General features: G+C 50.0%; 12 protein-coding genes. 3 read left to right on the forward strand and 9 right to left on the reverse strand.

Going from position 1 to position 14,358, the window contains the following annotated elements:
- Window positions 1–71: 71 nt before the first annotated feature.
- From amtB to AB3Y96_RS16710, 5 genes are all read right to left on the reverse strand, one after another.
- Window positions 72–1,364 (reverse strand): ammonium transporter AmtB, encoded by a 1,293-nt coding sequence (gene amtB / locus AB3Y96_RS16690; RefSeq protein ID WP_367299746.1) that lies wholly within the window; start codon window positions 1,362–1,364, stop codon window positions 72–74.
- A gap of 30 nt (window positions 1,365–1,394) precedes the next feature.
- Complete coding sequence (gene glnK, locus AB3Y96_RS16695) at window positions 1,395–1,733, reverse strand: P-II family nitrogen regulator (protein WP_004091732.1); 339 nt, start codon at window positions 1,731–1,733, stop codon at window positions 1,395–1,397.
- Window positions 1,734–2,066: 333 nt separating this feature from the next.
- A complete protein-coding gene (locus tag AB3Y96_RS16700) occupies window positions 2,067–3,845 on the reverse strand; it encodes a SmdB family multidrug efflux ABC transporter permease/ATP-binding protein (protein WP_367299747.1) in 1,779 nt (592 codons plus the stop codon).
- Window positions 3,838–5,610, reverse strand: a complete 1,773-nt coding sequence (locus AB3Y96_RS16705; RefSeq protein WP_367299748.1) for a SmdA family multidrug ABC transporter permease/ATP-binding protein — start codon at window positions 5,608–5,610, stop codon at window positions 3,838–3,840. The genes AB3Y96_RS16700 and AB3Y96_RS16705 overlap by 8 nt, the downstream gene beginning before the upstream one ends.
- A 118-nt stretch (window positions 5,611–5,728) precedes the next feature.
- Entirely contained in the window at window positions 5,729–6,190 is a 462-nt protein-coding gene (locus AB3Y96_RS16710) for an Lrp/AsnC family transcriptional regulator (RefSeq protein WP_025799970.1), read from the reverse strand.
- A gap of 125 nt (window positions 6,191–6,315) precedes the next feature.
- On the opposite strand from AB3Y96_RS16710, the gene AB3Y96_RS16715 reads away from it, so the two are divergent.
- Entirely contained in the window at window positions 6,316–7,356 is a 1,041-nt protein-coding gene (locus tag AB3Y96_RS16715; protein WP_040044367.1) for a PLP-dependent cysteine synthase family protein, read from the forward strand.
- An 83-nt stretch (window positions 7,357–7,439) separates the two neighbouring features.
- On the opposite strand, the gene cof is transcribed toward AB3Y96_RS16715, so the two are convergent.
- The gene (gene cof, locus AB3Y96_RS16720) at window positions 7,440–8,261 is read right to left on the reverse strand and encodes an HMP-PP phosphatase (protein ID WP_367299749.1); all 822 of its coding nucleotides are present in this window, start codon (window positions 8,259–8,261) and stop codon (window positions 7,440–7,442) included.
- Window positions 8,262–8,380: 119 nt separating this feature from the next.
- On the opposite strand from cof, the gene AB3Y96_RS16725 reads away from it, so the two are divergent.
- Together AB3Y96_RS16725 and queC are read left to right on the forward strand one after the other, a co-directional pair.
- Window positions 8,381–10,081 (forward strand): SgrR family transcriptional regulator, encoded by a 1,701-nt coding sequence (locus tag AB3Y96_RS16725; protein ID WP_367299750.1) that lies wholly within the window; start codon window positions 8,381–8,383, stop codon window positions 10,079–10,081.
- Window positions 10,082–10,182: 101 nt separating this feature from the next.
- Window positions 10,183–10,869 (forward strand): 7-cyano-7-deazaguanine synthase QueC, encoded by a 687-nt coding sequence (gene queC / locus AB3Y96_RS16730; RefSeq protein WP_025799977.1) that lies wholly within the window; start codon window positions 10,183–10,185, stop codon window positions 10,867–10,869.
- Window positions 10,870–11,136: 267 nt separating this feature from the next.
- Here the strand turns inward: queC and AB3Y96_RS16735 are convergent, their stop codons facing one another.
- The 3 genes from AB3Y96_RS16735 to ppiD form a co-directional block, all read right to left on the reverse strand.
- Window positions 11,137–11,547, reverse strand: a complete 411-nt coding sequence (locus tag AB3Y96_RS16735; protein ID WP_072308560.1) for a thioesterase family protein — start codon at window positions 11,545–11,547, stop codon at window positions 11,137–11,139.
- A gap of 146 nt (window positions 11,548–11,693) precedes the next feature.
- Window positions 11,694–12,074, reverse strand: a complete 381-nt coding sequence (locus AB3Y96_RS16740) for a helix-hairpin-helix domain-containing protein (RefSeq protein ID WP_072308604.1) — start codon at window positions 12,072–12,074, stop codon at window positions 11,694–11,696.
- Between the two features lie 140 nt (window positions 12,075–12,214).
- The gene (gene ppiD, locus AB3Y96_RS16745) at window positions 12,215–14,098 is read right to left on the reverse strand and encodes a peptidylprolyl isomerase (RefSeq protein WP_367299751.1); all 1,884 of its coding nucleotides are present in this window, start codon (window positions 14,096–14,098) and stop codon (window positions 12,215–12,217) included.
- Window positions 14,099–14,358 lie beyond the last annotated feature (260 nt).

The raw sequence follows: 14,358 nt of genomic DNA on the forward strand, positions 1-14,358 counted from the left end.
ATCACTCATAACGCAAAAGGGCGGATTTCTCCGCCCTTTTCACCTCTGCAATTGAACGATAAAAAAGGAAACTACTGGTTGTACGCGTTCTCACCGTGACTGTTGACGTCTAAGCCTTCACGCTCTTGTTCTTCCGGCACACGCAGGCCAACACAAACATCGGCAATCTTGAAGGCAATTAACGCTGCCACACCGGACCAAACAATGCAGACCACAACGCTAAGAGCCTGCACGCCTAACTGATGACCCATCGTCACCCCTTCGGCATAACCGGTTCCTCCCAAAGACGTTGCAGTTAGGATACCCGTGGCTAAACACCCCACGATACCGCACACGCCATGTACACCGAATACGTCACAGGTATCATCCACCTTCAGCCAGCGTTTCAGCATCACCACGCCCCACAGCCCAGCGATACCCGCAATCAGGCCGAGCAACAGCGCGCCCCCCACTCCAACGGTGCCTGCGGCAGGCGTTACCGCAACCAGCCCAGCGATACAGCCAGAACACGCGCCCAGCAGAGAGGGTTTCCCGCGCGTCATCCACTCAGCTAATACCCAAGACAGAATCGCCCCCGCCGTCGCTACCACCGTATTCACAAAGGCCAGCGCGGCAATTTCATTCGCTGCACTTGCCGAGCCTGCGTTAAAGCCAAACCAACCGATATACAGAATCGCAGTTCCCATAAAGACCATCGGTAGGTTATGAGGCTTGAAGGCTTCTTTGCCAAATCCTGCACGCTTACCTAACAGATACGCACCAACCAAACCTGCAATCGCCGCATTAATATGCACAACCGTCCCACCCGCAAAGTCCAGCGCTCCGTCTGCCGCTAAATATCCACCGCCCCACACCATATGAGCCATCGGAATATAAGAGATCGTGAACCACAGTACGGCAAAAATTAGCACCGCCGAAAAGCGAATACGTTCTGCAAACGAGCCCACAATCAGACCAACGGTAATACAGGCGAATGAGCCCTGAAACGCAACGTGGATCATCTTGTAGAATGAGCCGGTTAAATCGGTTAGCCCAATCCCTTTCAGCATCACTTCATCTAGGTTGCCAAAAATGGCGTTACCGGAACCAAATGCCAAAGAGTAGCCATAGACAATCCACAGCACGCAGATGGCGGCAAACGTCACCATCACCTGCGTCATCAATGACAGCACGTTTTTGGAGCGTAATAATCCACCGTAAAATAGGCCAATACCGGGGATGGTCATAAACAGAACGAGCGCAGTACAAATCATCATAAAGGCGTTATCAGCCTTATCTGCTACGGCTGGCGTTGCGGCCATGGCGGCACCGGGTAGTAATAAAGCACTCCCCAGAGCTAAAGTGGATAAGCGTGTTTTCATCATTAATCCATCCCTATCTGTGTGAGTTATTAATTACAGAGCCGCTTCGTCGGTTTCACCGGTACGAATGCGAATAACGCGCTGTAGTTCGGCAACAAAGATTTTCCCGTCGCCAATTTTTCCGGTATAGGCTGATTTGCTGATGACATCGATCACCTCATCGAGCTGATCGTCAGCAATCGCCACATCAATTTTTACTTTGGGCAAGAAATTCACGTTGTACTCTGCCCCACGGTATAACTCGGCGTGGCCTTTCTGGCGGCCAAATCCCTTCACCTCGGTAACGGTCAATCCCTGGATCCCAACAGAGGAAAGGGCTTCACGTACGTCTTCCAGTTTGAACGGCTTAATCACCACGGTTACAAGCTTCATACGGCCTCTCCTCACATGACTTCGAATAATTTCGTCTACGCATTGATATGAGCAAAGGCTATGCCAACTTTGCATAAGGTTAGTCCGCGGAAGAAAATGCTGGTTTTAGGGAGGGAAAGACACGGTTACAGTAGATAAAACGTGAGGCATTTCTCAAAAACGCACCAATAGCGTGCAATCAGGGAATATACGGTGCATTTTTTTTACACAATTCAAAGCTACGATGCACTGCAAATGCACAGAGGCAATTGCCGTGATTGACGCTGCAGAAAACAAAAAGCCGGTGCTATGCATCCGTGGCATAACAACCGGCTTTGTAGCGATGGACAATATTTAGATCGTCGGTGATTCTTGATGCAATCCAGCCGCCAGCGCCTCTCCCACCAATTGCAGCTGATGCATTTGGTAGTAACGTCCCTGCTTCGCTAACAGCTCATGATGCGAGCCTTGTTCTACCGCCTGTCCTCGGTGCAGAACAAGAATAGAGTCAGCATCGACAATGGTCGACAAGCGATGAGCAATAACAATTAAGGTTGTTTGCTGGCGAATCACATTGAGCGCTTTCTGAATTGCCTGCTCGGTACCGGAGTCTATATTGGCCGTAGCCTCATCCAGAATGAGGATTTGAGGAGCCTGAACCAGCACACGCGCCATCGCTAACAGCTGTTTTTGCCCCACAGACAAATTATTACCCTGTTCACCCAGCTGGGTTTGAATCCCCTGCGGCCAGCTTCTGACCAGCGGTGCAAGCTGGACATCCTCCAGCGCTTTCCACACCTGATCCTCGCTGATATCACGGCCAAGCGTCACGTTATGCATAACCGACTCTGCCATCACCACAGGATCCTGCTGAACCATAGCCACGCCTTCACGCAGAACCTGATGGCTCAGCGTAGGGATCGATCGGCCATCAATACAGATCTCACCCTGATTAACCGGATAGTAACCCATCAGTAAATTAGCCAGCGTCGATTTACCGCTGCCGGTATGCCCTACCAAAGCCACAAATCCGCGCGATGCAATGTGCAGATTAATATCCTGCAAAACTGGGCGGCCTTCCCGATAGGCAAAAGTCACGTTGTTAACATCGACTCGCCCGCTCTGCAAAGGCTGAATGTCGCCGCCGTAGTTCTGTTGAGCATCATCCATCAACTCGAAAATGCGCTCCCCGGCAACAACGGCCTGCTGCATCATGGACTGTTGGCTGGTGAGCTCAATCAAAGGCTCATTCAGACGACCTAAATAGTTAATGAAAGCATAAAGCACGCCCACGCCAATCGAACCTTCGGCGCTGAAGCCAAACATCATTAACAATCCACAGAGGATCATCGCGGAGAAGAGGCTCAGCAACGGTCGCAGCAAAAAACCTTCCAGACGCAGTGTTTGCATACGCGCCTGATAATGAGAGCGGCTAACCTCCCCCATTTTCTCACCAAAGCGCGCCTGCTGGCGGAACTGTTGGATAACGCCCATGCCGTTGATCACTTCGTTAAAACCATCATTGATATCAGCAAGATAGCTACGAACGCGACGTACAATCGGCGTGCTGTAATGTTGATAAACCGCCATCACTACAAACACGGCGGGGAAAATACAAATAGAAATCAGTGCCATTCGCCAATCAAGGGTAAACATGGCCACCAGCATCGCACCAATCAGCGCCGCGCTTTTCAGCACCGTCGCCACCACCGTGACATAAAGATCTTTGATCACTTCAGTGTCGTTGGTCACTCGCGAAATAAGCTGCCCAACAGGCTGATTATCAAAAGCGGATAGAGGCTGACGCAGCGCAGCATCCATAACGTCGGTACGTAGCTGTTGTACGACGCCAACCGCCGCACGGTTGAACAATAATGCCTGCGCATACTGCAAGCCCGCGGCGGTAAATTCAAGCAGCAGATATAACAGTGCTAAGCCTGTCACCAACCCAAGTCTGAGATCGCCTTTGGCAACCACATTATCGATGAAGTAGCTGATGATAATCGGGCCACAAACTTCCGCAGCCGCAGCCACCCATAGCATAACCACGGCAATCGCCAACGGTTTTTTGTACGGGCCACCATAGGCGAGCAGGCGTTTCAGGGTGGGCCAGAGCTGTTTGATATTACGCATTATCTGGCTCCTGAATCTGCGAATCGGGTTCATCAAGCTGAGCTTCAATTTGCTGGAAGCGATGCATATCTCGATACCAACCGCGCTGTTGGCTCAGTTCAGTGTGCAAGCCACGCTGAGCCACAACGCCTTGCTGCAGAACAAGGATCTCGCTGGCTTCTGTCAGCGCAGAAAGACGATGAGCGCTGATAATCACCGTTCGATTCTCTCCCCATTCGCGCAGATTATGCAGAATTTGATATTCTGTGCGGCCATCAACCGCCGATAGCGCATCGTCGAGGATCAAAATCTCGGCATCTAATAGCAATGCTCGAGCGATAGAGATGCGCTGCTTTTGCCCACCGGACAGCATCACACCACGCTCTCCCACTTCGGTTTGATAGCCTTCGGGCAAGCGCAGAATATCCTCATGTACGCTGGCGAGCTTCGCCACGCGTTCAATGTCTTCTTGTGTTGCATCAGGTTTACCTAATGCAATATTCATGGCAACAGAATCCGAGAACAGGAACGGTGTTTGGCTCACCACGGCGAGCCGAGCGCGCCATTCATCAAGACGCAGCTCACGCAAAGAGATGCCGTGGAAACACACTTCCCCTTGGTCGGGATCAAACTGTCGCTGAATCAATGAGAGCAACGCGCTTTTGCCCGCGCCCGTTGGTCCGCACAGGCCTAGCATCTGACCCGGCGCGAGATTGAATTGGATGTTATGCAGTACAGGATGAGTCCCTTCGCTATAAGCGAAACGCTCGATATTAACACTAAGAGCACCTCGCCCCAGTGGTAAAGACCGTTCGCCGTCTTGAACGGTTGACGGCTCGGACAGCATGCTGCGAATACGGCTATAGGCCGCGCTACCGCGCTCCACGATGTTAAACATCCACGCTAATGCCAACATCGGCCAAATCATTAAGCCCAGATACATCACAAAACTGGTCAATTGCCCTAACGTCAGGTGACCATGAATCACCATCACCCCGCCGCCGCCGATCGCCAGCAAGTTGGCACAGCCAATCGCGATAAAAATCGTCGGGTTAAAGCGTGCATCGACCTTGGCCACGTGCATATTGCGGACACCGGCTTCAGCTGCAACGTCGGCAAAGCGTTTCGACTGATGATTTTCTAAACCAAAGGATTTAATCATGCGAATGCTGGTCAAGCTCTCTTGAGCCTGATCGTTGAGCATAGAGAAAGCCGCCTGCGCAGACTTAAACCGCGAGTGTAGCTGCGCGCCTTGATGCTTAATGACCATAGCCATAATCGGCATTGGAATAAGAGACAGCAGCGTCAGCTCCCAGCTTATTTGGGTGCTCATCACAAACAGCACCGCCAAGCCCATAACCAGCGAGTCCACCAGCGTCAATACACCTTCACCCGCGGCGAAAACAACGCGATCGACGTCGTTGGTCGCTCTAGCGATCAAATCGCCGGTACGGTGGCGGTGATAAAATGAAGGGGCTTGGTTACTGAGCTGACGATAATATTTTTCACGCAGTTCAACGGCCAGCAAATAGGACGCACCGAATAGCAGCACTCGCCACACATAGCGCAACAGATACACCACCACCGCGACGAGCAGTAAAATACCAATCCAAAACGCCAGCGTTGTCGCAGGCATATGCTGTTTTGACACGCCGTCAATCACGATGCCAACAATGCGCGGCGGCACCAGCTGCAAGATAGCGATAACGACTAATAAAAGTACGGCTCCCAGATATCGCCGCCATTCACGACGAAAATACCAGCCTAGTTGGGCAAATAATCTCACGTATTTTTATTCCATAGCCCGCTATGGGCTTTGATTTTGAATGCTGTATATATAAACAGCACTAGGATAACACCGATAGGAAACTTAGGTAACTGCGTGATGGGCAAATTTGTGTGCTTTATTCACCCACGGGCAAAAACGTGGTGCTTTTTATTTGTTCCATCGCAAAACTGGAAGTGACGTCACTTAAGCCTTTCACCGCATTCACCAATCGCTTATAAAAAGCATCGTAGCTTTTCATGTCCGCAACCTGCACCTGCATTAAATAATCGTACTCTCCTGCCATGCGATAAAACGCAAGGATTTCAGGCATGTGCTCAACCTGCTGCACAAAATGATGATACCACTCACTGCTGTGATGCTGGGTTTTGATCATAACAAACGCGGTCAGACCAAGGCCAAGCTTATCCTTGTCTAGCAGCGCCACACGCCCAACGATATAGCCCTCATCTTCTAGGCGTTTTAGGCGTTTCCAGCAGGGCGTAGAGGTCAAGTTGACCGCATCGGCCAACACCTGCAACGACTGAGTGCAGTCGCGCTGTAAGAGTTCCAACAGTTTTCGGTCTGTTTTATCTAACATATATCACTTATGGAGAAATATTTTCTCTTATTAGGCCAATATGAAGTCTATATAGCAACTTCTTTTTCTGCAAAATCCGATAGTCTTATCCCATACGTTCAGACTGACTCACATAGGCCATTATCATGAACAACGCTTGGGTAAAGCACGCTATCAGCGAGATCGAAGCCGATTTTCAACGTTCGGCAGACACACACCTTATTCGCCTAAATCTTCCTACTTTTCCCGGCATCTATTTGTATCTGAAAGATGAGAGCACGCATCCAACCGGCAGCCTGAAACATCGTCTAGCCCGCTCACTCTTTTTGTATGGGCTATGTAACGGTTGGATTAAAGAAGACACCACGATTATCGAAGCCTCTTCAGGCAGCACCGCCGTCTCCGAGGCCTATTTCGCTCGACTGCTGAATTTGCCGTTTATCGCTGTGATGCCGTCATGCACCGCACGTAAAAAAGTCGAACAGATCGAGTTTTATGGTGGCCGCTGTCATTTTGTTGACAGCGCCAGCCAGATTTATGCGGCGTCAGAACAGTTAGCCAAAGAGTTGAACGGCCATTATATGGATCAGTTTACCAATGCTGAACGAGCAACCGACTGGCGTGGCAACAATAATATTGCCGATAGCATATTTCGCCAGATGGAGCGCGAGCCGCATCCGGTTCCCGCTTATATCGTCATGAGTGCGGGCACCGGCGGCACGTCTGCAACCTTAGGCCGCTATATTCGTTACCAAGGACACCCGACTCATCTGATGGTGGTCGATCCTGAAAACTCGGTGTTTATGGATAGCTATTTGCAAAAAGACCGCACCATTACGGGCACCTGTGGCAGCAAAATCGAAGGTATCGGACGACCACGCGCTGAGCCTTCATTTATCCCTGAGGCTATCGACAGCATGATGCGGGTTCCAGATGCCGCCAGCATCGCCACTATCCATTGGCTGCAGAAGGTATTAGGGCGCAAGGTCGGCGCTTCGACAGGAACAAATATGTGGGGTGCATTAACGCTGGCACGTCAAATGCGCGATCGTGGCGAACAAGGCGCTATCGTTACCCTGCTCTGCGACAGCGGTGAACGTTATTTAGACACCTACTATGATGCTGATTGGGTGAAAACGAATATTGGCGATTTAAGCCAATATACCCAACAGTTGGAAGCGATGTAGCTTACCTATTCTGTTTAAAGCAGAAATAAAAAACCGGGCTATACACACGATGTGTAGGCCCGGCGGCTGTAAAAGAATCCTCGTTATTCGGGGGAATGGTGAGGTTTTTTTGGTGAACTCAGCCAATTGTTTAACTGTTGTGCCACCGCCTGTTGCTGGCAGTGACCAATAATCTCTAAGTGTGGCAAGCTGGCTTTAAGCTGCGGCAATGCATTACCCATGATGTAGCCTTTACCCACCATGCCCAGCATTTCTCTGTCATTCATCGCATCACCAAACGCCATACAATCAGCAAGATCGATATCAAGATGGTCGCATAAATGACTCAGCGCAGAGCCTTTGTTAGTTCCTGCGGGCAAAACTTCTAAGCAATCGTAGGCCGAAAAACACAGATCAACAGCCTTGCCAAAATGCTGACGCAGCCGCGTTTGTAAAAGCGTTAAAGCATCGTGATCGCCACAGAAACAGATTTTACTAATACCATAAGCCGGTAGAGCACGCAGCGGCGTGATTTGATAGCCAAAACCATTTTCCACATGTGGAACTAAGAGCTCTGGGCGCTCGACTGAAGTCAACCAACCATCATCTCTAAAAACGTGAACTGAGGCGGGGGTTTCCCAATGAGAATGCAAAACCTCAAGCGCAATTTCTGGCACTAAATCGCTGGAAAATAAGTTATTACCCTCGCGGTCGTGTATCCGCGTGCCATTGCCGGTAATCATATAGCCCTGCAAACCTAACCGGCGCGCGATAGTGCGCACTTCGAGAAAATGGCGCCCCGTTGCAAACGTCAATGCAATCTGGTTCTCAGATAAACGATGCAGCACATCTAAGGTTTCAGCCCCAACCTGATGATTAGGCATCAGCAGTGTGCCATCCATATCAAAGGCTGCTAAACGAACCATACCGAAACCTCTTTTTGTGACGAATCATTTTTGTGACGAATATAGTGAGATAAACAGTATGGCGTGGCATTTACGGAACTAATAGTGAACAATTGAAGAAAATTGTTCAGGATTTAACGATGCGCCTGCTGCAAAGACTTAGCCAATATCAACGTTTAAACCAGTTCGCTGGCGATGCTCCTATTCAGACAACCGTGGCTGAACTGGCTGGGGTTTTCTGCTGTAGCGAACGCCACGTGCGTACGTTGTTAGCCCAGCTTCAAGAGCTGAAGTGGTTGGAGTGGCATGCAACAGCGGGCCGTGGGAAACGCGCACGTTTGCACTGCGTTATTCCTGAACAACAGCTTCGAGCCAACCTAATGCAGCAACTGCTCAACGCGGGCGACCATCAAAATGCATTAAAGCTGGCCGAACGTGACCCTATTCATCTCAATGAACTGCTTATGCCGCATCTGGGCGGTCAATGGGATGCGGACCTTCCTACGCTGCGTATTCCGTACTATCGAACGCTCGAACCTATCGCGCCGTTGGCGCTAACCGGGCGCGCCGAACAGCATCTTGCCCATACAATCCATGCCGGGCTCACTCGCTTTGAAACCGGTAATCCTCATCCACAGCCCGATTTAGCACATCATTGGCAAACCAGCGCCGATGGTCTGCAGTGGCAGTTTTTACTGCGTAGCGATTTGCGCTGGCACAATGGACAACCTATATCTGCCGAACAATTGGTTCAGCGGCTAAAACAGCTGTGCCATCATCCTCGCTGCGGGAGTTTTCTGAGTAGCATCGCGGATATTTCTCTGCCCCATGCGCTATGTATTCGTTTTACCTTAAAGCGTGCAGACTATTGGCTTGCTCACCGTCTGGCTGATTTACTCTGCCTTTTGCCTCATCCTGATTATCCTGAAATTGGCGCGGGGCCTTTTCGTCAGATCAGCTCGTCAGACATGCTCATTAGGCTTGAGCAGCACAGCAGCTATCATCTGCACCGCCCTTACCTGCATGCGATTGAATATTGGATCACATCCAGTCCAGAGCAGGCGTCAGCCTCCAGCAGCCAGCATCCGGTAAAAATAACCATCGGGCAGTATGAGGAATTGGCTAGCGTGCGTCCGGTACAGCGCAGCACCAGCGTCGGCTTTTGTTATATCGCTCTCAATCAGAAGCGCGGAAAACTCACAGCGGCTCAAAGCCGTTACCTCACGACGCTGATACGCGAGGAAAATACGCTCAATCATCTCCCGATTGAAAATGGTTTGATCGCACGCAGCAGCGCAATGCTTACTGGCTGGCCACTGCCGGAACCTACTCCTGAGCCGATTACGCTGCCCCCGAAGCTCACGTTGCTTTACCATCCACCGGCAGAGCTCACCGCGCTTTCCGACCGACTACAGGAACGCTTAGCACAGGCTGGATGTGAGTTAGAAGTACGCTTCTATGACGGTAAGCGTTGGGAATCTAATGAGCAGTTTGCCGACGTCGACATTATTTTAGGCGACAGATTAATCGGCGAGTCGCCGGAAGTGGCCTTGGAGAATTGGCTGCGGATTGATGTGCTTTGGCAGGCGATTTTGAGTGACGAAGAGCAGCAGCAATGTTGTTCGGTGCTTGATGGCGTGCAACAGTTAGCGGACGAAACGCAGCGCCACCATGCTCTACGGGATTATTACACCCATCTCATGCAGCAAAGCATCATCATGCCGCTGTTTAATTACCAGTATCAAATCAGTGCACCTCCTCGCGTAGAAGGCGTGACGCTTACCGCCTATGGGTGGTTCGATTTCTGTCGTGCATGGGTTCCCGCGCCTACGGATGAATAGTCTGGCTGTTCATCTCTTTCCATAGCCGTTACCATAGGCAGCGTTATGGCAGGCAATTTTATTGCCTGCCTATCTTTTTTTAGATTGATAGAGGTAAGGCAATGAAACGCGCGGTGGTAGTATTCAGTGGCGGTCAAGACTCCACAACTTGTTTAATTCAAGCTTTGGAACGTTATGATGAAGTGCATTGCATCACTTTTGATTATGGCCAACGCCATCGTGCTGAGATTGATGTGGCACGCGATCTCGCCATTAAGCTTGGCGCATCAGCGCATAAAGTGCTCGATGTTGGCTTGCTTAACGAACTGGCGATAAGCAGCCTTACCCGCGACAACATTCCGGTTCCAACCGAAAGCGAAGACGGTATTCCAAATACCTTTGTGCCTGGCCGCAATATTCTGTTTCTGACCTTAGCCGCCATTTATGCTTATCAAGTGCAGGCCGAGGCCGTGATTACCGGCGTATGCGAAACTGATTTCTCCGGCTACCCAGACTGCCGTGACGAATTTGTGAAAGCGTTAAACAAAGCAATTGTCTTAGGCATGGCGCGCGACGTTCGTTTCGAAACCCCGTTGATGTGGCTGAACAAAGCAGAAACGTGGGCACTAGCCGATCATTACCAAAAACTTGATCTGGTGCGTCAGGAAACGCTCACCTGCTACAACGGCATTCAGGGTGACGGCTGCGGTGAATGCGCTGCCTGTCATTTGCGTTCGCACGGGCTCAATGATTATTTAGCGAACCGCGCGGCGGTTTCTGCAAGCCTGAAAGAAAAAACCGGTCTGTAAGATTTTTGTCTATCGTTTATAAGATCGAGATACACGGGTCTACCACACCGCGGGGCGGTTACGGAACACATCCATGTGTTCCTCCCTAAAGGGCAACGCTTACGCGTTGTTCAACTTTGCTCCAGGCAAAGTTGTCGGCGGCTTACGCCGCTACGCCCCCATCGGTGTGCTCCCCCTAAAATCAAGCTATCATGATCAACATCAACCTATAAGATCACGTTTCAATGAGCCGCTATATTCTCGTATTGGCGGCTCATTTTATGATTTTCACTTATCTCCGCTCAATTCCAGCAAACGGTCGCGTAATGCACCTTCTAAAGGCAATGCTTTTTGCGTTCTCAGATCGGTACAAACAAACGTTAAAGCAGCATCAATGATAATTTCATTGTCTGAAGTACGAGTGATAGTTTGATTTAACACGCCGCTGCGCCCATTAAGCTGATGCAGCTTACTCTCCACCACCAGCTCATCATTTAGCACCGCGCCGCGACGATAGTTGATGTTGAGATTCACCACCATAAACGCGATGGCCTCCTTCATCATCCAATCAAAAGCACCGTGGTCTTCAAGCCACTGCCAACGCGCCTCCTCAAGGAACTCGAGGTAACGGGCGTTATTAACATGCTGATAAACATCTAAATGATATCCTCGAACCTTAATGATGGTTGCATTGCTCATCGTTCATATGGCCTTTTCCAGTAGTTGACTGAAGCGACTGCAAATATGCAGTCGCCTGCTCAGCTATTTTTAATTCTTAGCGCACTATTGAAAGTAGCAGAGCGCTAAAAAACCAAACTGGTTTGACCACTGAATTTTGTGCTCGATCACAATTTTAAGCGATCGCGGTTACGTGCGATTAATGCTGCGCCAATTCCTTTCACCTCTTCCAATTGCTCGATCTGGGTAAAGGCCCCGTTTTTCTCACGATATTCCACGATCGCCTGCGCTTTCTTCAGGCCAACACCGTTGAGCGCCGTTGCTATCTCTTGCGCACTGGCGGTGTTGATATTGATGCTGGTTCCCACAGCACCCGGTGAGGCATCTTTAATTACCGGCTGAGGGTCCGTGGCTTTTTGTGTTTGTTCAACGTTAGGGGTTATAGGTTTAGCAGGCGTCGCTGATTGAGCCTGTAACGGCAGCAGCAAGGCCCCTGTAAGCACAGCCCATACCCCGATTAATTGCACCATCATTTTTTGCTTTTTCATGCTGAAGTTCTCCTGTTGTGTGTCAGCGAACACAGAGTGCAGCAGGAAAAAAAACATAACAAACACCATTCTCCAGATATGGAAAAGGCCGCATAAGCGGCCTTTTGAGATTGCATCAGGATGCAAATTTAGTGCGATGCTTACTGCATTTCGCTCGCTGCGCTGCCTAATTTAATTTTGGCATTTGAACGCAGATTATCCATCAGAGAGTCGAAGGTAATGCCGGTTGCACCGGTCAACATCTGAGAAGAGAAGGCTTTAAGTTCTTCATTACTCATATGACCCGACTTAACCGCATCCAATTGGATCAGCACGATGTTGTCTTGACGATCTTGGGCCAAACCATAAACCGGCTTGTTATCTTTTGGCTGCGCCATGGCAAACACGGTATCGGCTAACTGACGATCCTCAGAGGCTCGCGTCAACGTCTGCTCTGCACCGAAACTAATCCCCGCAGCTTTCAGCGCTTCGTCACCTTTACCTGACTGCAATGCGCTCAGCAGTTTGTCGCCTTCATTACGTGCCTGCTGGATGGCTTTCTGACGCTTCACCATATTGGTGATTTGATCTTTAACCTGATCCATCGGTTTAACCCCTTCTGGCTTATGACCAGAGATACGGATCACAAAAGCACGGTCGCCTTCGGCGCTGATCACATCAGAGTTGCTTCCTGGAGCGCCATTCTCACCAATCAGAGAACCATCGAAGATGGCCTGAGTAACGGGTTTGAAGTTCAGCGCTGCAGGAACGCTGTCGCGTGTAAACCAGCCAGTTTCAATCGCCTTCACGCCGGCCGCTTCTTCTGCGCCCGCCAGTGATTCATTATCGCTGGTTGCAGAGTCACTCACTTTTTGCTGTAACGCATAGTAAGCATCCAGCGCTTTCTGTTGTTTTACCTGAGTGGCAATATCCGCACGGACTTCAGCCAGAGGTTTTACCTGCTCTGGTTTCACGTCATTCAGGCGAATAACGAGGTAGCCAACGCTTGATTTTACCGCGCCTGACAGCTGACCTTTAGTGGTTAACTTAGCGCCCAGAATTTCATCTGGCGTAGTGCCCGGCTCTAGCCATCCCAACTCACCGCCGTTTTTACGCGAGATGATGTCAGTAGATTTCTCAGCAGCGACTTTAGCGAAATCAGCACCGCCGTTCAGTTCATCCAATACCGCTTTAGCATCGGCTTCAGTTTTTACCTGAATAACGCTGTAATCTTTGCGCTCCGGCTGGGTGTAGCTGGATTTATGCTGATCGTAATAAGCTGCGATATCCTCATCAGAAACGGTAATTTTGTCCTGAATCGCCGCGGCATCCATTTCGATATAGCTAACCTTCACTTCTTCCGGCGCAATAAAACTATTTCGGTTTTGCTCGTAGTAGGATTTCAGCTCTTCATCAGTAACCTGCTGAGCTTTCTCCAACGCTTTGATATCAATCGTTGCCAAACGCACATCGCGTTGCTGCATCGTTAGCGCTGCCATCGCTTCAACTTCTACCGGCAGCGTGAAGCCCGTTGCGGTGTAAGCCTGAATCAGCTGTTGGCTGGTGAGCTGCTGGCGAACCAACTGCGCATAGGTATCTGGGCTCAATCCCATATTGGCAATAATGTTCAGATACTTAGCATTGTCGAACTGGTTGTTGGTCTGGAAGTAAGGCATTGCCCAGATAGCTTCTTTCACCTGCTCATCGCTGATCCCCAGACCCAATTTCTTGGCGTACTGATCAAGCAGAGTGTCATCAATTAGGCGATTAAGAGCCTGCTTGCGCAGTTCCTTCATATAGCCTTCGTTACCTGCCAACACTGAAAATTGGTCGCCCAATTGCTGCTGTAAGCGACTACGTTCGCTTTGAACCGCTTGCTCAAGCTGACCACGGCTAATTTCCTGACCATCGACCTTAGCCGCATAGTCACCGGAACCGCCGGTCAAATAACCCCCTACCCCGGTCAAAACAAATGACACGATGATTAGGCCCAGGATGATTTTGAGCACGACGTGATTAGCGGCCGCGCGTAAATTGTCCATCATAGTGTGGCAACACTCCGCTGTGATTGTGGGTAATACAGTAATTTTTGTCGGCTCAGTCTATCTGATTCGTAGCCAACACTGCACACGTAATACGATAAAATTGGGCTATAAGATCAAAAACCTATCCCATTAACCGAATCGACCTACTGGGAAAGGCTCTGTTTCCATGAAACTTCAGCCATAAAAAAAAGCGCATCAGTTATGATGCGCCTTGTATTTTACCCTAGCAACTCAGCCACGTCAGTCTAATGTTTCATTGT

Source organism: Hafnia alvei (assembly GCF_964063325.1).
GTDB classification, from domain to species: domain Bacteria; phylum Pseudomonadota; class Gammaproteobacteria; order Enterobacterales; family Enterobacteriaceae; genus Hafnia; species Hafnia alvei_B.

Excerpts from the sequence above, each read along its gene's own strand:
- amtB (WP_367299746.1), bottom strand. The coding sequence starts at position 1,364 with ATGATGAAAACACGCTTATCCACTTTAGCTCTGGGGAGTGCTTTATTA.
- glnK (WP_004091732.1), bottom strand. The coding sequence starts at position 1,733 with ATGAAGCTTGTAACCGTGGTGATTAAGCCGTTCAAACTGGAAGACGTA.
- AB3Y96_RS16700 (WP_367299747.1), bottom strand. The coding sequence starts at position 3,845 with ATGCGTAATATCAAACAGCTCTGGCCCACCCTGAAACGCCTGCTCGCC.
- AB3Y96_RS16710 (WP_025799970.1), bottom strand. The coding sequence starts at position 6,190 with ATGTTAGATAAAACAGACCGAAAACTGTTGGAACTCTTACAGCGCGAC.
- AB3Y96_RS16715 (WP_040044367.1), top strand. The coding sequence starts at position 6,316 with ATGAACAACGCTTGGGTAAAGCACGCTATCAGCGAGATCGAAGCCGAT.
- cof (WP_367299749.1), bottom strand. The coding sequence starts at position 8,261 with ATGGTTCGTTTAGCAGCCTTTGATATGGATGGCACACTGCTGATGCCT.
- AB3Y96_RS16725 (WP_367299750.1), top strand. The coding sequence starts at position 8,381 with ATGCGCCTGCTGCAAAGACTTAGCCAATATCAACGTTTAAACCAGTTC.
- queC (WP_025799977.1), top strand. The coding sequence starts at position 10,183 with ATGAAACGCGCGGTGGTAGTATTCAGTGGCGGTCAAGACTCCACAACT.
- AB3Y96_RS16735 (WP_072308560.1), bottom strand. The coding sequence starts at position 11,547 with ATGAGCAATGCAACCATCATTAAGGTTCGAGGATATCATTTAGATGTT.
- AB3Y96_RS16740 (WP_072308604.1), bottom strand. The coding sequence starts at position 12,074 with ATGAAAAAGCAAAAAATGATGGTGCAATTAATCGGGGTATGGGCTGTG.
- ppiD (WP_367299751.1), bottom strand. The coding sequence starts at position 14,098 with ATGATGGACAATTTACGCGCGGCCGCTAATCACGTCGTGCTCAAAATC.